The organism is Rhizobium sp. NZLR8, assembly GCF_019685025.1.
Taxonomy (GTDB): Bacteria; Pseudomonadota; Alphaproteobacteria; order Rhizobiales; family Rhizobiaceae; genus Rhizobium.
Genome location: NZ_JABDVY010000018.1, coordinates 31,903 through 49,854, shown reverse-complemented (window position 1 = coordinate 49,854; position 17,952 = coordinate 31,903). Strand labels below are relative to the sequence as shown.

At 62.6% G+C, this 17,952-nt stretch carries 17 protein-coding genes; 5 read left to right on the top strand and 12 right to left on the bottom strand.

Annotated features, from left to right (window positions below):
• Positions 1 to 84 precede the first annotated feature (84 nt).
• On the bottom strand, positions 85 to 639 hold the full coding sequence (locus HJB89_RS28610) for an alpha/beta hydrolase (protein WP_207580621.1): 555 nt from the start codon (positions 637 to 639) through the stop codon (positions 85 to 87).
• 177 nt (positions 640 to 816) lie between these two features.
• Between HJB89_RS28610 and HJB89_RS28605 the strand changes: the two genes are divergently transcribed.
• Positions 817 to 1,620, top strand: coding sequence for a DUF2189 domain-containing protein (locus tag HJB89_RS28605; protein ID WP_207580620.1), 804 nt, complete (start codon positions 817 to 819; stop codon positions 1,618 to 1,620).
• Between the two features lie 127 nt (positions 1,621 to 1,747).
• Entirely contained in the window at positions 1,748 to 2,227 is a 480-nt protein-coding gene (locus tag HJB89_RS28600; protein ID WP_221150844.1) for a low affinity iron permease family protein, read from the top strand.
• Between the two features lie 77 nt (positions 2,228 to 2,304).
• On the opposite strand, the gene purB is transcribed toward HJB89_RS28600, so the two are convergent.
• The 5 genes from purB to HJB89_RS28575 form a co-directional block, all read right to left on the bottom strand.
• On the bottom strand, positions 2,305 to 3,612 hold the full coding sequence (gene purB, locus HJB89_RS28595; protein ID WP_207580618.1) for an adenylosuccinate lyase: 1,308 nt from the start codon (positions 3,610 to 3,612) through the stop codon (positions 2,305 to 2,307).
• A 73-nt stretch (positions 3,613 to 3,685) separates the two neighbouring features.
• Entirely contained in the window at positions 3,686 to 4,171 is a 486-nt protein-coding gene (locus tag HJB89_RS28590) for a hypothetical protein (RefSeq protein ID WP_221117097.1), read from the bottom strand.
• 64 nt (positions 4,172 to 4,235) lie between these two features.
• Complete coding sequence (locus tag HJB89_RS28585) at positions 4,236 to 4,961, bottom strand: DUF2259 domain-containing protein (protein ID WP_221117098.1); 726 nt, start codon at positions 4,959 to 4,961, stop codon at positions 4,236 to 4,238.
• Complete coding sequence (rpe, locus tag HJB89_RS28580) at positions 4,958 to 5,635, bottom strand: ribulose-phosphate 3-epimerase (protein WP_207580615.1); 678 nt, start codon at positions 5,633 to 5,635, stop codon at positions 4,958 to 4,960. The genes HJB89_RS28585 and rpe overlap by 4 nt, the downstream gene beginning before the upstream one ends.
• A 67-nt stretch (positions 5,636 to 5,702) precedes the next feature.
• The gene (locus tag HJB89_RS28575) at positions 5,703 to 6,785 is read right to left on the bottom strand and encodes an ABC transporter substrate-binding protein (RefSeq protein WP_221150843.1); all 1,083 of its coding nucleotides are present in this window, start codon (positions 6,783 to 6,785) and stop codon (positions 5,703 to 5,705) included.
• Positions 6,786 to 6,964: 179 nt separating this feature from the next.
• Between HJB89_RS28575 and HJB89_RS28570 the strand changes: the two genes are divergently transcribed.
• Positions 6,965 to 7,459: a flavin reductase gene (locus HJB89_RS28570; RefSeq protein ID WP_221150842.1), complete on the top strand. Its 495-nt coding sequence runs from the start codon at positions 6,965 to 6,967 to the stop codon at positions 7,457 to 7,459.
• Positions 7,460 to 7,483: 24 nt separating this feature from the next.
• Positions 7,484 to 7,804, top strand: a complete 321-nt coding sequence (locus HJB89_RS28565) for a TfoX/Sxy family protein (RefSeq protein WP_164014291.1) — start codon at positions 7,484 to 7,486, stop codon at positions 7,802 to 7,804.
• Here the strand turns inward: HJB89_RS28565 and HJB89_RS28560 are convergent.
• The 5 genes from HJB89_RS28560 to HJB89_RS28540 all read right to left on the bottom strand — a co-directional run bounded on the left by HJB89_RS28560 (position 7,774) and on the right by HJB89_RS28540 (position 12,629).
• Positions 7,774 to 8,223 carry an NUDIX domain-containing protein gene (locus tag HJB89_RS28560; protein ID WP_207580612.1) on the bottom strand — a complete coding sequence of 150 codons (450 nt, stop codon included), beginning with the start codon at positions 8,221 to 8,223 and terminating at the stop codon, positions 7,774 to 7,776. The two genes, HJB89_RS28565 and HJB89_RS28560, sit on opposite strands and share 31 nt — an antisense overlap.
• Positions 8,224 to 8,230: 7 nt before the next feature.
• Entirely contained in the window at positions 8,231 to 9,748 is a 1,518-nt protein-coding gene (locus tag HJB89_RS28555) for a DEAD/DEAH box helicase (protein ID WP_207580611.1), read from the bottom strand.
• 157 nt (positions 9,749 to 9,905) lie between these two features.
• Positions 9,906 to 11,225, bottom strand: coding sequence for a peptidoglycan DD-metalloendopeptidase family protein (locus HJB89_RS28550; protein ID WP_207580610.1), 1,320 nt, complete (start codon positions 11,223 to 11,225; stop codon positions 9,906 to 9,908).
• 106 nt (positions 11,226 to 11,331) lie between these two features.
• On the bottom strand, positions 11,332 to 12,159 hold the full coding sequence (locus HJB89_RS28545) for a ferritin-like domain-containing protein (RefSeq protein ID WP_207580609.1): 828 nt from the start codon (positions 12,157 to 12,159) through the stop codon (positions 11,332 to 11,334).
• Positions 12,156 to 12,629, bottom strand: coding sequence for a peroxiredoxin (locus HJB89_RS28540; protein ID WP_207580608.1), 474 nt, complete (start codon positions 12,627 to 12,629; stop codon positions 12,156 to 12,158). Before HJB89_RS28540 ends, HJB89_RS28545 begins: the two co-directional genes overlap by 4 nt.
• Before the next feature lie 125 nt (positions 12,630 to 12,754).
• On the opposite strand from HJB89_RS28540, the gene HJB89_RS28535 reads away from it, so the two are divergent.
• Positions 12,755 to 16,156 (top strand): AsmA-like C-terminal domain-containing protein, encoded by a 3,402-nt coding sequence (locus HJB89_RS28535; protein ID WP_221150841.1) that lies wholly within the window; start codon positions 12,755 to 12,757, stop codon positions 16,154 to 16,156.
• 114 nt (positions 16,157 to 16,270) lie between these two features.
• Here the strand turns inward: HJB89_RS28535 and HJB89_RS28530 are convergent, their stop codons facing one another.
• Positions 16,271 to 17,932 carry an alpha-amylase family protein gene (locus HJB89_RS28530; RefSeq protein WP_207580606.1) on the bottom strand — a complete coding sequence of 554 codons (1,662 nt, stop codon included), beginning with the start codon at positions 17,930 to 17,932 and terminating at the stop codon, positions 16,271 to 16,273.
• Between the last annotated feature and the right edge of the window lie 20 nt (positions 17,933 to 17,952).

The window sequence follows — 17,952 nt, the reverse complement described above, 5'->3', positions numbered from 1 at the left end:
CACCTCGGTGCAGTCTGCTGTCATTCCATTAAGAAAGACTTAGAAAGCACTTGCGCAACTAGCGGGGCAGCCTGTTTTTCTCAATCAGGCGGAGAGCTTGCTTAGGAACTGGGCGAAGACCATCGTGCCCTCGGGCCAGGGGCCGTGACCGGAATCGGCATTGATATGGCCTGCCTCGCCGGCATCGACGATGAAGGAGCCCCAGCTGCCGGCGATATCGTCGGCATGTTCGTAGCTGCCGAACGGATCGTTGCGGCTCGCCACCGTGATCGACGGGAAGGGCAGCGGATCACGCGGGTAGGGGCCGAAGGTCATCAGGTGCTTCGGGCGGATGTCGGGATTGGCGACATCGGGTGGGGCGACGAGGAAGGCGCCCGCCACCGGCTTGCGGAAATGCGGGATGGCGTGGATCGCCGAGGCCACGCCGAGCGAATGGGCAACGAGGATGACCGGACGGGTCGAGGCGTTCACTTCCTCGGCGATACGGGCGATCCAGTCCTCGCGGACGGGCTTTGTCCATTCGGCCTGTTCGACGCGCCGCGCCGTGCTGAGCTTTGCCTCCCAGCGGCTCTGCCAGTGGCTCGGCCCTGAGTTGGTGTAGCCGGGAATGATGAGGATATCTGCGTCTGAGGCTTTCATAGTGCCGCCGATGTGAGAAAGCTCGGCCAAGATGTCAAGAGGGGACGTGAAGGGAGAGAGCGACACGGGCGTTTTGGTTTGCTATATTGCTCCAGTGCCGGTTGCGGATTTCGTGTCGGCTTGCCCGCCGATTGCGTGTCCGCCGCCGACCAGGTCTCGGCTGAGGAGGAGAAAGCCATGGCGGCATTTCATGTCATGACGGGTGCAGGCGAAAGCTTAGCGCGGCCCGTTGTCAATCGCATCAGTATCGCCGACGTCTTCGACGCGCTGAAGCGCGGGTACGACGATTTCATGGAGAAACCGTCGCATTATGTGTTCCTGTGCCTGATGTACCCGATTGCCGGCGTCTTCCTGACGCTCTGGTCATCGGGCGCCAATCTTTTGCCGATGGTCTTTCCGCTGATGGCAGGTTTCGTGCTGATCGGCCCGATCGCAGCGATCGGCCTTTACGAGATCAGCCGCCGGCGCGAGGCCGGCCTCGACACGTCATGGACGCATGCGCTCGACGTACGCCATTCGCCAGCGCTGCCGTCGATCGTCGCAGTCGGGCTGATGCTTTGTGCGCTTTTCGTCGTCTGGCTGGTGACGGCGCAGACGCTCTACAGCAACCTGCTCGGTGAAGTGTTTCCGCGCAGCATGGCGGATTTCTTCCGCCAGGTCTTCGGCACGGCCGAGGGCATGCAGCTGATCATCTGGGGCAATCTGATCGGCTTCGTCTTTGCGCTCGTCGTGCTGTCGATATCCGTGATTACCTTTCCGCTGTTGCTCGACCGCGATGTCGGAGCGGTGGCCGCCGTCCTCGCCTCGATCCGGGCGACGATTGCCAATCCGGTGCCGGTGCTGCTCTGGGGCCTGATCGTTGCGGCACTGCTCGTGATCGGCACGATCCCGGTCTTTGCCGGACTGGCGCTGGTTATTCCGATCCTTGGCCATGCGACCTGGCATCTTTATCGCAAGCTGATTGCGCGCGAAGGCGTGTAATCGAAGGTTTCCGGGGATCTCGAATTATCGTGATCCCCGGAATTCAAAGCTTCGCCCGTTCCCGGAACCTCGAGACCTCTCGCCGCGTTGTGTGTGACCGGCTTGTGGGAGGATTTCGGAGGTGACGATGCAGCATTTGTTCGCCCGCTTCGCAACCAAGATATCGGAATGGGCGGGCAAACCCGTCATCTTCATCCTGGCGCTCATCGCCGTCGTGATCTGGGCGGCACTCGGCCCCTTCTTCGATTATTCGGAAACCTGGCAGCTGGTCATCAACACCGGCACGACGATCATCACCTTCCTGATGGTTTTCGTGTTGCAGAACGCCCAGACGCGCGACACAAGGGCGATCCAGGCCAAACTCAACGAAATCATCCTGACCAGCCATGCGGAAAATCGCTTCATCGGCATCGAAAATCTCGACGAGGAGGAGCTGAAGCGTCTCGACGAGCTGGTCGCCAAGGCGGCCAAGGGCAGGGGCGAGACGGAGGCTTGCCGGATATCGGAGGCTGCCAACGCGGTGGCGCCGAAAAAGGAGGAGCTACGCAAGCGACGGGCTTCAGCCAAGCCGGCGAAGCAGAAACAACGGCCGCTTGAGAAAAATTAATCACCACAATCGCACGTGTTTCAGACGCCCTAGGACGGCGCCTGCAAGGGCGCCGCCGTATCATTGCGGTTAGTCGCTCATGCGTTCCCAAACACACGGCGAAAGATCGTGTCCACATGTTTGGTATGGTAGCCGAGATCGAACTTCTCCCGGATATCTTCTTCTGAGAGAGCAGCGCGCACCTCACCATCGGCAAGCAGCTCCTCCAAAAAATCCTTGCCCTGTTCCCAGACCTTCATGGCGTTGCGCTGCACCAGGCGGTAGGCGTCCTCGCGGGAGGCGCCGGCTTGGGTCAGAGCCAGGAGGACGCGTTGGGAGTGGACGAGGCCGCGGAATTTGTTGAGGTTCTTCTCCATGTTCTCGGGGTAGACCAGCAGCTTTTCGATGACGCCGGCGAGACGCGAGAGGGCGAAGTCGAGAGTGACGGTCGCATCCGGGCCGATCATGCGTTCGACCGAGGAGTGGGATATATCGCGCTCGTGCCAGAGGGCGACGTTTTCCATGGCCGGCATGGCGTAGGAGCGGACCATGCGGGCGAGGCCGGTGAGGTTTTCGGTCAGCACCGGATTGCGCTTGTGCGGCATGGCCGAGGAGCCCTTCTGGCCGGGCGAGAAATATTCTTCCACTTCCAGCACTTCGGTGCGCTGCAGGTGGCGGATTTCGGTCGCCAGGCGCTCGATCGAGGAGGCAACGACGCCGAGGGTGGCGAAATACATGGCGTGGCGGTCGCGAGGGATGACCTGGGTCGAGACCGGCTCCGCCTTCAGGCCAAGCGCCTCGGCGACATGTTCCTCGACGCGCGGATCGATATTGGCGAAGGTGCCGACGGCGCCCGAGATGGCGCAGGTCGCGACTTCCTCGCGGGCGGCGACGAGGCGCTGGCGGCAGCGCTCGAATTCGGCATAGGCGAGCGCCAGCTTGACGCCGAAGGTGGTGGGCTCGGCGTGAATGCCGTGCGACCGGCCGATGGTGACGGTGTCCTTGTGTTCGAAGGCGCGGGTTTTGAGCGCCTCGAGCAGCCGGTCGATGTCGGCGATGAGGATATCGGTGGCGCGCACCAACTGGACGTTGAAGCAGGTGTCGAGCACGTCGGATGAGGTCATGCCCTGGTGGACGAAGCGTGCATCCGGGCCGACGATCTCGGCAAGATGGGTCAGGAAGGCGATAACGTCATGCTTGGTGACGGCCTCGATCTCGTCGATGCGGTCGACATCGAAGGTTGCCGCACCGCCTTTTTCCCAGATCGTTTTTGCCGCCGATTGGGGGATGACGCCGAGTTCGGCCAGCGCGTCGCAGGCATGCGCTTCGATCTCGAACCAGATGCGGAACTTGGTTTCGGGAGACCAGATGGCGACCATTTCGGGGCGGGAATAACGCGGGATCATGGGCGGCTGCCTTCACTTCAAGAGGTTTGCTTCATCGAGGTTAGCGCTCGTGTAGCAAAGACGGGCGGCAATCTCAACGCATGCGTTTGGCAAGATGATAGCTGCTGGCGACAAGGCAGACGAGGCCGAGCGGCAGGAAAAGGCGAAGACCGATCACCAGGAACTGGTAGACGGCGCTGACGCTGGTGAAGACGAACTGAAAAGCCCAGACGAAACTGCCGAAGGGCGCGTGCCAGCGCGAATAGAAGAGCCGGTATTCCATGGCGAAGAGGAAGGCGGTCATTGCGATCGTCGCTGCCGTCAGCGTCACGAAGAAGGCGGCAAAACGCGCTTCCGGCTGCTTGCCATAGGCGAAGAAGCGGGCGACCGGCAGGGCGAAGGGCCAGGCGAACAGGCCGCCGGCGAAATAGAGCGCGGCGACCTCGGCAAGCCGGCTCGTCTGCAGGCCGTTGCGCAGGTAAAGGCCAAGCATGGCGGAGGCGAGCATCTGCGTGCCCCAAAACAATGCGCCGGCTATCAGATCGGGGTAGGGCGGCCGTGCAGCTCTTAGACGATCCATCCTCGGGCGATCTGTCCTGGGGCGATCCGGGCTCGAGCCATCCATCCTTGGGCGATCTCCGGGCTCAGGGATGAACCGGAACGGCGATCCAGCGTCCGTTCCTGTCGGCGTCGAAGGCCAGGATAAGGGCGATGTGAACCTGGTTTCCGGCCTCCGGCTGATAGACCATCGCGCCGCCGATCCGGTATTCGACCGAACAGGCGCGATCGGCCGGAACCGCGGTCGCCTGCCGCGCCGCCTGGCGGTTCGGAGCGCCTTGCTTCTCGATCATCTGCAGGCTGAAGCCGAGGACCCGCTTGTCGACAGCCGCGCAATCCTTCGGCGTCGGCACCGGCATCTCACCGAGCGAAAGCGTATAGGGCGATTTCGGCGGGCCGTCGGTCGCAAGCGTCGTGTAGCGGATGGTCTTCGAGGGAGAACCGAGTTCGGTCGGCGGATTGAAGGCGGCGATCAGGCCGGGATTGGTGAGCAGATCGTATTTGTCCATCTGGCTGCGCGCCGCCGTCAGGTTCTGCCGCCGCGCCTTGGAAAGATTGGCGTCCTTGTCGGTCATCTCGGTGTGGAAGGGCGTGCCCTCGAGATACTGGCCGCTGTCGGTATCGACGAAATAGGTGTTGGAGTAGGGGACGCCGCCACTCTCCTCGATGCCGAATTCCTGAAATCCGAAGACCTTGCCGTCGGCGGAAAAGCCGATCGGCTGGATATTGGCGATGTCGCCGGCAAGGGACAGGCCGGGCAGGCCGGCCAATGCGGCGGCAAACAGGCCACCGATGATCAGACTCTTTGTCATGTTCGTGCCCCTTCGGCTGCCTGACGCAGATCGGCGACGGTCCGGCGATAGTTCTCGACCGTACCGCCCTTGAAAATTGCCGAGCCGGCGACGAGGACGTTGCCGCCGGCGCGGGCGATCGCCGGCGCCGTTTCCATCGTGACGCCGCCATCGACCTCGAGTTCGATCGGCCGATCACCGATCAGTGACTTCGCCGCCGCGATCTTGGCAGCCATTGCCGGAATGAACTTCTGCCCGCCAAAGCCGGGATTGACCGACATGATCAGGATGAGGTCGACATCGTCGAGCACGTTTTCGATGGCGCTGAGCGGGGTTGCCGGATTGATCGTCACCCCGACCTTCTTGCCGAGATTGCGGATGGTCTGCAGCGAGCGGTGCAGATGCGGCCCGGCTTCGGCATGGACGGTAATCCGGTCGCAGCCGGCCTTGGCGAAGGCTTCGAGATAGTCGTCGACCGGCGAGATCATCAGATGGCAGTCGAAGGTGGCTGAGGTATAAGAGCGTAGCGACTTGATGACATCGGCGCCGAAGGAGATGTTCGGCACGAAATGCCCGTCCATCACGTCGAGATGGATCCAGTCGGCGCCGGCGGCCGTGACGTTGCGCACCTCCTCGCCGAGCCTGGCGAAATCCGCCGCGAGGATCGAGGGGGCAATGCGAATGGGCAGCGTCATCAGATCTCACTCCGTATGGGCCGCCATTTGACCGTGGCGCCCGAATTCAAGGCTGGTGCGCCGCTGCTCATTGCGGCGGCGCGGCCGGTGGAAAAAAGCCGTTGCCCCGCCATTCGAGCAGGCGGTACGGGTTTTGCGAAAGTTCATGCGCGGCGGTGAAGACGATGGCGCCGACCGGCGTCTGGAATGTCGTGCCCATCAGTGCCTCCTGGAAAGGCTTGCCGGCCGCAGCGGCGGCTTCCGCGGCCTGGCCGGCAATCAGTGCCGCTGCCAGCGACGGCAGGACATAGCCTTCCGGCTCGATGCCTTTGGTACGCAGCGCGTCGGCTGCAGCCGTGCCTTCCGGCAGAGCGGCGTATTCGGGCAGGGCGACGGCGCGTACGCCGGCATTAAGCGGCAGCGGCTGGTCGGCGGCGCGCGTGGCATCGCCGCCGAGAATGGACAGCGGGATGTTTTCCGCCTTGGCGTCGCGGGCGATGATGGCGACATCGTTGCGATCGCCGCCGATGAAAACCCTGCTCGCACCGGCCCGTTTCAGGCGGCGCACGAGAGCGATCTGCTGCTCCTGTCCTGGCCGGTAGGTATCGGTAAAGACCGGCTTCAGGCCGTTCTGCTCCAGCGCATTGCGCACCGCTTCCGTCAGTTCGCGGCCATGGATGGTGCCGTCCTCGATCAGCGCGATCGGATCGGCGGCCCAGTCCTTCAGGATCACTTCGTTGATCTTTGCGGCTTCGGCGCCATCGGCGGGCGCCAGGCGAAACAGCTGCCAGCCGTTTTTCAGCGCATCCTCCATGAGAATGCGGGAGCGCGCCGAGACGGTCATCGCAGGAATGTTGGCGTCCTTCAGCTTCGGCAGCGCGCCTTCCAGCGTCTCGCTGCAGAGAAAGCCGACCGCGACCTGCACCTTGGCTGCAACCAGCGCATCGGCAACCGCAGCGCCACTATTGTCCTCGCAGGTCTCGTTGATGGCGACGAGGGTATTGCCGGACTGCTGGATCTCGAAACCGGCGCCGGCGGCAATCTGGGCGCCGAGCAAAGCGAGCGGGCCGTTTTGAGGGGCGACGACGCCGATCGTCACGCCGGCCGCATGGCCTTGCGCCGCCGCTCCCAGCAGCGCCAGAAAGGCTGCTATGCCACGCAGGTTGATCATGAAAGGCGGAGATCCCTAAGCCATCGTCCATGCCCTTTTATCCGCAAGGCCGCGATCGTCAAAGAAAAACAAGCGTGAAGCAGTGCTTTTCACCGGTCCTATTGTAGAAAAGGTAACTGATGCTCGCCATATTGGCGCGATAACAAGTCGATCCATGCAGAAAAGCACGGGAGAAGCAGGTGTTGAACAGGCAGCATATCGACCCCGGTCTTTATCGAGACGCCATGAGCCGTTATGCCGGCCATGTGCAACTCGTGACGACGGCGATGGGCGAGTTGCGCCGCGGCGTCACCATCACCGCTGCCTGCTCGGTCTCGGACAATCCAGCCTCGGTGCTGATCTGCCTCAACAACACCAATCCGAAGAACGAGATCTTTTTCCGTAGCGGCGTCTTCGTGCTGAACACGCTCGGCGCTCATCATCAGGGCGTTGCCGACGCCTTTTCCGGACGGACGTCGCTTGCCGATGGCGAGCGTTTCGCCAGCGCTCGTTTTGAGACGCTGGTCACCGGCGCGCCTGTGCTCGCCGATGCGCTCGCAGCCTTCGATTGCCGGGTGACCGACATCAAGGAAATGCCGACGCACAATGTCATCTTCGGCGAGGTCGCGGCCGTGCGCTTCAGCGAAAAGCACGCGGCGCTCGTCTATATGAACCGGGATTATCACGCGCTGTGATTTTCAGGATCTCGAGGGATTAGAATGGACACTGCCGGCATCGAGGAAATGTTTCAGGGGCTCGGTCCCGTCACGGTCAAGCGCATGTTCGGCGGCAAGGGCATCTATCATCTCGGGCGGATCATCGCGCTCGAAGTGCGGGACGAGATGCTGCTGAAGGCCGACGAGACGAGCGCCCCTGAATTTGCCGCCGCCGGCGCCACGCAGTGGAGCTACGAGGGCAAGAAGGGCAAGCCGGTGAAGATGCCCTACTGGTCGATCCCCGACGAGGCTTACGACGATCCCGATCTGATGGCGAAATGGGTGCGGCTTGCCTATGAGGCGTCGCTGCGCGCCGATAGCTGACCGCGTTCGGCTGAGGGCAGCGCTGCGATCGCAGCCTTGGTGAAGGCCGACAACGGCGAGGGTAAATCAGTCAGGGGAAACCAGCCGAAATCCGAAAGCTTGTCCGGTTCCGTCAGTTGCGGCTCGCCTTCGACGTCGCAGGCGAGATAGAGAAGCGAAATCCAGTGCTGGCGGTCGGTATCGATGATCTGTTCGGTCATGCCGATTTTCTCGATCCGACCGATCTTGAGGCCGGTTTCTTCCTCGGCCTCGCGGCGCGCAGCCTGCTCGGCCGGCTCCATGTGGTCGACCTTGCCGCCGACGATATTCCAATAGCCGGCTTCCGGTGGACGCAGGCGTTTATACAGGAGTACCTTGGCGTCGCGCAGAATCACCAGGCCGACGCCGAAGCCCGGAAAATCGAGACCGGGCTTACCCATTGGACGTTCAGATCTTGGCGCTGCCGGCGATCAGCATGAAGGCCGGGATATCGTCGCCGAAGCCGACCGGGGTCGGGCCGTCGTCGTGGTCGCGATGGCGGCGGCGGTCGCGGCTGTCATCGTTTGCCGGATAAGGCCGGCTGTTGCGCGCATTGTTTTGCGGCTTCTGCTCTGCTTTGCGCTCGTTCTTCACGATGTCGGCCTTTACTGGTGCTGCTTGGATCACGTCTACGCCATTATCCTGGATGTCGTTATCAGATTTATGAACCGAGGCGCTGCGATTGCCGCGTCCGCGCCCACGATCCCTCTCACCCCGTTCACTCTTTGCGCCACGCTCGCGGCTGTTGCGCCGCGGGCGCTCGCTTTCGGCGCTTTCTTCTGCCGGCGGCAAGGAATTCACATCGCCGCTCAGCCACTCGACCTTTTGGCCGATCAGCTTTTCGATCGCATCGACGAATTTGGTGTCGCGCTTGGTGACGAGCGTGAAGGAGGCACCCGAGCGGCCGGCACGGCCGGTGCGGCCGATGCGGTGGACGTAATCCTCGGAGTGGATCGGCACGTCGAAATTGAAGACGTGGCTGACATCGGGAATGTCGAGGCCGCGGGCGGCGACGTCGGAGGCAACCAGCAGCTGGAGATTGCCGTCACGGAAGCTCTGCAGCGTCATCGTGCGGGAGCGCTGATCCATATCCCCATGCAGGGCACCGACGGAGAAGCCGTGGCGCTCCAGCGACCGGAAGAGATCGGCAACATCCTTCTTGCGGTTGCAGAAGACGATGGCGTTCTTGAGTTCGGTCTGGGCGCGGACGAGTTCGCGCAGAACCGCGCGCTTCTCGTAGTCCTTACCGTGCGAGGCGACGAAGCGCTGCGTCACGGTCTCTGCGGCCGACGCCGGCTTTGCCACTTCGATGCGCTCGGGATTTTGCAGGAAGCGATCGGCAAGCTTCTGGATCTCCGACGGCATGGTTGCCGAGAAAAACAGCGTCTGGCGGGTGAATGGGATCATCTTGGCGATGCGCTCGATATCGGGGATGAAGCCCATGTCGAGCATGCGGTCGGCCTCGTCGATGACGAGGATCTCGACGCCGCTCATCAAAAGCTTGCCGCGCTCGAAATGGTCGAGCAGGCGGCCTGGCGTGCAAATCAGCACGTCGGCGCCGCGCTCGAGCTTGCGATCCTGGTCCTCGAAGGAAACGCCGCCGATCAGCAGGGCGACGTTGAGACGGTGGTTCTTGCCGTATTTTTCAAAATTCTCGGCGACCTGGGCGGCGAGTTCGCGCGTCGGCTCGAGAATCAGCGTACGGGGCATGCGGGCGCGGGCGCGCCCCTTTTCCAGAAGCGACAGCATCGGCAGAACGAAGGATGCCGTCTTGCCAGTGCCCGTCTGCGCGATGCCGCAAATATCGCGGCGCTCGAGCGCAAAGGGAATGGCTCCCGCCTGAATAGGCGTGGGGATCGTGTAGCCCGCGTCGGTAACAGCGGATAGCACTTTTTGGCTCAAGCCAAGGTCAGCGAATGTCGTCAAAGGGAAAACTGTTTCCGTTTCGGTTCGGCCGAGCTCTGAACGAGTCGGCGGGATTGCGTGCCGCAATGCAGCGCGACATAGCCCCGAATGGCCGGCAAGTCAAGAATTAGAGAGGCCGCACCCGGTACAGAGTGAAGCGATGGTTACCTCACGGCTGTTACTTGATATAGGTGGCGAGTTTAAGGCCGGCATTCATGAAATATACTGGATCGACCGCGTGGCCGTCCTGGCGCACCTCATAGTGCAGATGCGTTCCCGTCGAGCGGCCGGTGCTGCCGGCAAGGCCGATGACGTCATTGCGGTCGACCGTGTCGCCGACCTTGACCAGCACTTGCGACATATGGCCGTATCGCGTCGATATGCCGTTGCCGTGATCGACTTCGACCATGTTGCCGTAACCGCCGGTCCAGCCGGCGGCGATGACCTTGCCAGGCGCCGACGGGCGGATCTTCTCGCCCGGCGTGAAGCGGAAATCGATGCCGGAATGCAGCGCGAGCCGGCCGAGGAAAGGGTCGCGGCGATTGCCGAACGGGCTGGTCACGTCCTTGCCGAGCGCGGGATTGCGGAAGGGCAGGGATTCGGCGGTGCTGCGCACGGACTCCAGCCGGGTCAGCGCGCCGTCGAGCGCTGCCAGCGAATTGTTGAAGTCGTCGTTGCTTTCAGGCTCGACATAGGGGCCGCCGACGGCATCGTCGTCTTGCCTCGCCGCAGTCTCCTCCGGCACCGGAATCTTGAAGCGGGTCAGCACGGTGCCGATGACATTGGCGGCATTGCCGGCGTCGCTCGTCAGCTGCTCGACGCGGTTGCGCTGGTCCTGTTCGACACCCTTCAGCGACAGCGTCACGTTGGAGAAGATGCGGTCGGCACGGTCGCCGACCGTCTCGGCGGCCGGCACATAGGCAAGCGTGGAATTGTCGGGTGTCGCATCGGCGGGGGCGCCGCTCGCCAGCTGTTTCTCGATCGCCTGGATGCCGCCACCGGTCAGCGAAGCGCGCTTGTCCTTGATATCAGGGGCATAGGACTGAACGGGCGAAGAGGGGGCAGCGAGAGCGCCGTCCTTTTCCGTCAGGCCGGAGCTTTCCGCCCGGTCGAGCAGATTGTCGAGCTTGCCATGGCGCGAGGTCAGCGCCATCTGCTGCTCCATCAGCTTGTCGACCTTGTCCTCGACCACCTGCTGGTCGAGGAGCTGCCGGGAGGTGATGCGGTCGACTTGCGCGCGAAGGGCGGCGATGCGGTCTTCATAATCGTGCTGCATGCGGGCTTGCCGCGCCATGGTGGCGCCGATCAGATCGTCGCGCAGCACGAGATAGGAGGTGGCGAGGAGATAGCCGATCGAAAAGGCGCCGACGAGGCAGACAGCAAGGGCTGCCATCCACGGCCGGACCGTCATGTGGCGGACCTTATCGCCGCTTGCGAGGATCAGGATATGCTCCTGCGCCCGCCTGCCGAATACCCGGTGCTGATGTCCGCTGTCCACGCAGGCTCTCCCGATTGATGCGCTACGCCTCTTTCGGAAAATTAGACACTCTTATGGTTAACGAATGCTTTCTTTGTCGCCGCCCGCGCCAGAAATACCAGCTATTTCAGGCGTGGCTGATCGATGCGAGCGCGCGGTAGAAGGATGGCGTCAGGCCGGCCTCGGCGCGGGCAAGATCGTTGAAGGGCGGCTTCAACGGTCCGCGGAAATTGGCGCGCACCAGTTCCTGGAAGGCTTTTGCCGGGTCGCGCTTCTCCCGGGCGCATAGGAAGCGGAACCATTTGGCGCCGACGGCGACGTGGCCTTTCTCGTCGTTGTAGATGACGTCGAGGACCGCGGCACTTTCGAGATCGCCGGTCTGGCGCATCTTTGCCTGCAGCGACGGCGTGACGTCGAGGCCGCGGGCTTCGAGAATCAGCGGCACGACGGCGAGCCTTGCCGTCAGATCGTTGCGCGTCGAATGGGCGGCCTGCCAGAGCCCGTCATGGGCGGGCAGATCGCCATAATCGGCGCCGAGATCGTTGAGGCGGGCGCGCACCATGCGGAAATGCTTCGCCTCCTCGAAGGCAACCTGCATCCAGCCGTCGAAAAAGGAGTTCGGCACCTGCTCGGTTGCGAATCGCGCGACGATATCGAGCGCCAGATCGACGGCATTGAGCTCGATGTGGGCGATGGCATGCAGCAGGGCGATCCGGCCTTTCAACGTATGCAGCGAGCGCTTTTCCACCTGGGTCGGCGGCGTCAGCAGCGGTCTGTCAGGACGGCCGGGCCTGTCCGGCAAAGCGGCATCGAGCGGCGAGCGCAACGACACCCGGCGGGCAAACCAGCGGGTGGCGCTTTCCTGCGCCAGCGCCGTCTTGCGGTCGAGATCGGCGGAGCAGATGGCATCGATTGCCCCGCCGCGCAGCGACGTTATCGCAAGATCTCCGGTCACGCGGCCAGATTCCGCACCGCCTCGAGCACGGTTTCGGCATGGCCCTGCACCTTCACCTTCTGCCAGATGGTGGCGATCGTGCCGTCCTGGCGGATGAGGAAAGTGGTGCGCTCGACGCCCATGAAATTGCGGCCGTACATGCTCTTTTCCTTCCAGACGCCATAGGCCTGCAACGTGGTCTTTTCCTCGTCCGAGGCAAGCGCCACCGAAAGACGGTGTTTCCTGACGAATTTGTCATGGCAGGCGGCCGAATCGGGCGACATGCCGATGACGGCCACACCCGCTGCCTCGAACTCGCCTGCCAGCGCGGTGAAGGCCAGTGATTCGGCGGTGCAGCCTGTCGTATCGTCCTTGGGATAGAAGAACAGGACGAGTGGCCTGCCCTGGAATTCGGCCAGCGAGACGCGGCCGCCGCCGTCGCGGGGAAGGTTGAAATCAGGAGCCGTGGCGCCGATGCCTGGAACCGCCATTGGGAAAACCTTTCTTTTGCCGGGTTTGTGGATGACACTTTCTCTCCCCGAATTATATAGTGGACGGAAACCCGTCCAGCATGGCCGGGTTCAATTCTTCATTTAAAGGGAGAGCCCGAAGGCGCATGTCAGCCATCCGCGGCGAAAAGGTCACGTTTCGCAAGAAGGATATCGTTGCGCTGGACCGCTTGCCGTCCGCTCAGGCCGAGGATCCGATCATCGTCCATTGCCCGCCGCCGCGTTCGCCGATGCGCCGGACAGCGAAGCTGACCGCGGGATTTCTGGGCCTGATCCTCCTTGTTCTCGCGGCGATCGTCTTTACCGTCGAGAACGGCATGTTCGACAAGCCGCTGTCGCAGCAGGCGCAGGCGGCGTTGAACGGCGTGGCCGGACCGCGTTACCACGCCGAGGTCGGCTCCACCGTCATCCGTTTCACCTCGGATTTCCGGCTGGCGCTGGAAGCGCGCAACGTCAACATGATCGATGAGCAGAGCGGCCAGCACCTGTCGACGACGGGTTCGGTGCGCCTGGGGCTCGATCCGCTGCAGCTTTTCCGCGGCCGCATCGCCGTCACCGACATCGAAGCGGAGGATATCGCGCTCGATACCGCGCTTTTGCCCTCCGGCAATCCTCTGACGCTCGACGATCTGCGCATCGACGCCATGCCGGCGGCGACGGAGAAGATCTTCTCGCAATTCGACATGTTCGACAGCGTCGTGACCCGGGGCTCAACCAATTCGGTACGGATCTCCGGCATAACTATCAAGCTTGCCGATACCGCCAACGGCCCGCTGTCGCTGGTCGTCGACAACCTCGTCTTTGCCCATGCCGGCCCATCCTCGCTGCAATTGAGCGGCGAGGTGGCGCTGAACGGCGAGGTGGCGACGCTCGACGTACTGGCCGAGAAGGAAGACGGCCACGTATCGAAGGTGGTGGCGACGCTCAGGCATGCCGACCTCACGCCCTTTTCGCTCAAACGCAACGATCAAGGCGTGATCCGGCAGGGGCTCAGCGCGTTTGCCGACCTGACGGTGTCGGCCACCAGGGGGCGCGATGGCGTGGAGCCGGCGCTTGCGGCGACGATCGACATCGATCCCGGCCTGATCTATGCGGATGGCGATCCGCAGGAGCTATCGGGCGGGCAGATCAACCTCGTCTATGATTTCGCCAAGCAGACGCTCGAGATCGCCCGGTCGAATGCCCGGTTCGGCGCGACCACGCTTCCGATCAACGGCGCGCTGATCGATCTCGACAAGCTCGACCCGCAGGCCGGCAAGGGCTTCGGCATCGATCTGCTGGTCAGCGGCGGCATGGCAGCCCCCAGCGGCTCCGGCGAGCAGCCGCTCTCTTTCGATATCCAGGCGACCGGGCGCTACCTTGTCGCCGGGCGGGAATTCCAGTTTCCCAATATGGCCGTCTCCAGCTCGCTCGGCGCGCTTTACGGGGCACTGCACGTCAAGCTCGGGGGCAAATCGCCGGAGATCAGCTTTGCCGGCCAGTCGGCACAACTGCAGACGACGGCGATCAAGCAAATGTGGCCATTCTGGATGGCGCCCAAGGTGCGCACCTGGGTACAGGGCAACCTCTTCGGCGGCACCGTCACCAACGCTGCGATCTCCGTGTTCATTCCCTTCGGCAGGCTGGACGAGGCAGCCGGCGGCAAGGGGTTGAAGCTCGACGCCAACCAGATCCGCATCGGCTTCGACATCACGGGAGCGCGGATGAACGTTGCCGGCGACATTCCGCCGATCCGTGACACCTCGGCCCATTTCGACCTGGCCGGCCCGGTTGCGACGATCGCGATCAAAAGCGGCACGTCGTTTTTCCCCTCCGGCCGATCCGTCGGTCTCGGGCAGGGAACCTTCATCATGCCCGCCACCTACGACAAGCCGCTGATGGCGGATATCGATCTTACGGTCTCCGGGGCAGCGGATGCCGTCGGCGAGCTTCTGACCTACAGACCGATCCGGGTGCTGCAGCGCGCCGGCTTTACGCCCGACGATTTCAAGGGGCGGATCGAGGCGAACGTGAAGGCGCATTTCGGCCTGCTCGCCTCGCAGAACCCGCCTCCGGCCGAATGGACGGCGGCCATGAAGCTCACCGATGTCGATCTTGGCAAGCCGTTTTCCGGCCGCACGATCAGCAATCTCAACGGTACGCTGAACGGCAATCCGAAACAGATCACGCTCGACGCCAAGGCCCAGATCGATGGCGTCCCCGCCGATATCGATCTTACCGAACCGGTCGAGGCATCCGACAGTGCGAAGCGGCAGCGGGTGATCACCGCGACGCTTTCCGAGGAGCAGCGCAACAAGCTGATCCCCGGCCTTTCCGGAATCGTCGGCGGCAGCGTGAAGATGGTGCTGACGCGGATCGACGACGACCGGCAGGACGTTCAGCTCGAGCTTACCCGGTCGCAACTCGACCTGCCGTGGATCGGCTGGTCGAAGGGCAGCGGCATTGCAGCTTCGGCCGAATTCGAAACCTCCGGCCCGGCCGACAATACCCAGATCAAGAACTTCCGGCTGAAGGGCGACGGTTTCGGCGCCAACGGATCGATGAACGTCGGCAAAAATGGGCTGATCTCAGCCGATTTCGACAGCGTCAAACTCTCCTCGCTGGACGATTTCGCCCTGTCGGTGAAGCGCAGCAAGGGCAATTTCGACGTCTCGGTCTCCGGCGACAGCGCCGATGCGCGGCCAGTTATCGCGCGGCTGAAATCGGGCTCGGGCGATGGCGATGGTGACGGGGATGCCGGCGACACCGGCGTATCGGTGCGCGCCAGGCTGAAAAACGTCATCGGCTTCAACGATGAGAAGATCGGCAATTTCCAGGCGCAGGTGTCACTTCGCGGCGACAAGCTGCAAGCGCTGAACTTTTCCGCCGTTACCGACAGCGGTGAAGCCGTGGTCAGCCAGATGAAGGACGGTGGCGTCATCAACATCACCAGCGGCGATGCCGGCGCGGTCTCGCGTTTTGCCGATCTCTACAAGCACATGCAGGGCGGCCTGCTCAATCTGGCAATCAGGCTTTCGGCACAGGGCGGCTGGGACGGTTCGCTCGACGTGCGCCGGTTCTCGATCGTCAACGAACAACGGCTGCGCTCGATCGTCTCGACGCCTGTCGGCAACGAGCAGCGCAGCCTCAACGAAGCCGTCAAGCGCGAGATCGATACCTCGTCGCAACGCTTTCAGCGCGGCTTTGCCCGCGTCGTCTCGCGCGATGGCATGGTCGGCATCGAGAATGGCGTGCTGCGCGGCGACCAGATCGGCGCGACCTTCCAGGGCGTGGTGCGCGACCGCAAGGGCAATATGGACATGACCGGCACCTTCATGCCGGCCTACGGCCTAAACCGGCTGTTTGCCGAACTGCCGCTGATCGGCGTCATCCTCGGCAACGGCAGCGACCGCGGCCTGATCGGCATCACCTTCAAGCTCACCGGCAAGTTCGACCAGCCAAACCTGCAGATCAACCCGCTGTCGATCATCGCACCGGGTGTCTTCCGGCAGATCTTCGAATTCCAGTAGGGCGCGGAACCTAAAGCGCGTCGCATCAAATTTGAATCATGCGGCGCGCTTTAGTTCTTTGTTTTTATGCATGTCGTTTTCCCGGAACCGCTGCACACTTCCGGTCGACATGCATTAAATTTCCTTGCGCCTGAGGAGATAGTCGAGGCCACCGACGCGGTACCAGCGATAGCCATAGGCGTCGAGCACGACGGTGTGGCAGCCTTTCTCGTCCGCTTCGCTGCTCGCGCCGTCGGCGATATCGATCAACTGTCGCCCGTCTTTGCCTCTGTCCGGATCGAAGGTGACTTCTGCCGGCTGCGCATGCAGATTGTGCAGGATCAACACGGAATTGCCGCGCCAGTCGTAACGAAGCGCTAGCACGCCGTCGTTTCCGGTGTCGACCACAGCGAAATCGCCCCAGCCGATCTCAGGAGCTTCCTTGCGCATCCGGATCATTCGTTCGGTCCAGTTCAGCAATGAATTGGCATCGCGCCGCTGCTCGGCGACGTTGACATGCTGGAAGCCGTAGGGGCCGTCCTTGATGACAGGCGAGACAGGCTTTCGACTTTTGGTGAAACCGCCTTCCGGTTCGGTCGACCACTGCATCGGCGTGCGGGCGCAATTGCGTTCTGGCAGAGCGAGATCGTCGCCCATGCCGATCTCGTCGCCGTAACGGATGACCGGCGTTCCGGGCAGCGAAAACAGCAGGCTGTAGGCCATCTCGATCCTGTGGCGGTCGCCGCCGAGCATCGGCGCCAGGCGACGGCGAATGCCCCTGTTATAGAGCTGCATGTCCTTTTCAGGCCCGAAGGCGGCAAAGACGGCGTCGCGCTGCTTTTCCGACAGCCGGCCGAGATCCAGTTCGTCGTGGTTGCGGAGAAACAGGCCCCATTGCGCGGTTGCCGGGCGCGGTTTCGTCGTCTCCATCGCCTTCTTTAGCGGTCGAGTATCGGCGCTGGCAAGAGCATAAAACAGCGCCTGATTGACCTGGAAATTGAACATCATCTGCATGCGGTCGCCATCGTCGCCGAAATATTCGAAATTGTCCTTCGGCAGGATGTTGGCTTCGGCGAGGATGATGGAATCGCCGAGCCGCCACTGCAGGAATTCGCGAAATTTTCTCAACATGTCGAACTGCTCGACCGGCTTGCTGACATCGGCGCCTTTCCTAGCGATGATGAAGGGGGCGGCATCCATCCGAAAGCCGGAGACGCCGAGCTGGATCCAGAAGCCCATGATCTTGAGGATTTCGGCCTGCACCTCGGGATTGGACGTGTTGAGATCGGGCTGATGATCGTAGAAACGGTGGAAATAATAGGCCTTGGCCTTCTCGTCATGGGTCCATGTGGTCTTCTGGACGCCGGGGAAGACCATGCCCTGATCGGCATTCGCCGGCTTTTTCTCAGACCAGACGTACCAATCGCGATAGCGTGACTGCGGATCGCTCCTGGCCTCCTGGAACCAGGGATGATCCTTGGATGTGTGATTGATCACCAGATCGATCAACACGCGGATACCGCGCTGCTTGGCGCCGTGGGTGAATTCGACGAAGTCGCCGAGCGTGCCGTAGCGTGGGTCGACATTGTAATAATCCGAGACGTCGTAACCGTCGTCGCGACCGGGTGAAGCCTGGAAGGGCATCAGCCAGATTGCCGTCACGCCGAGGCCGGAGAGATAGTCGAGGCGCCGCATCAGCCCCTGAAAATCGCCGACGCCGTCACCGTTTGCATCCATGAAGGTCTCGACCGACAGGCAGTAGATGACGGCGTTTTTATACCAGAGGTCGTTGATCATGCCGGCGCTCCAATCCAATC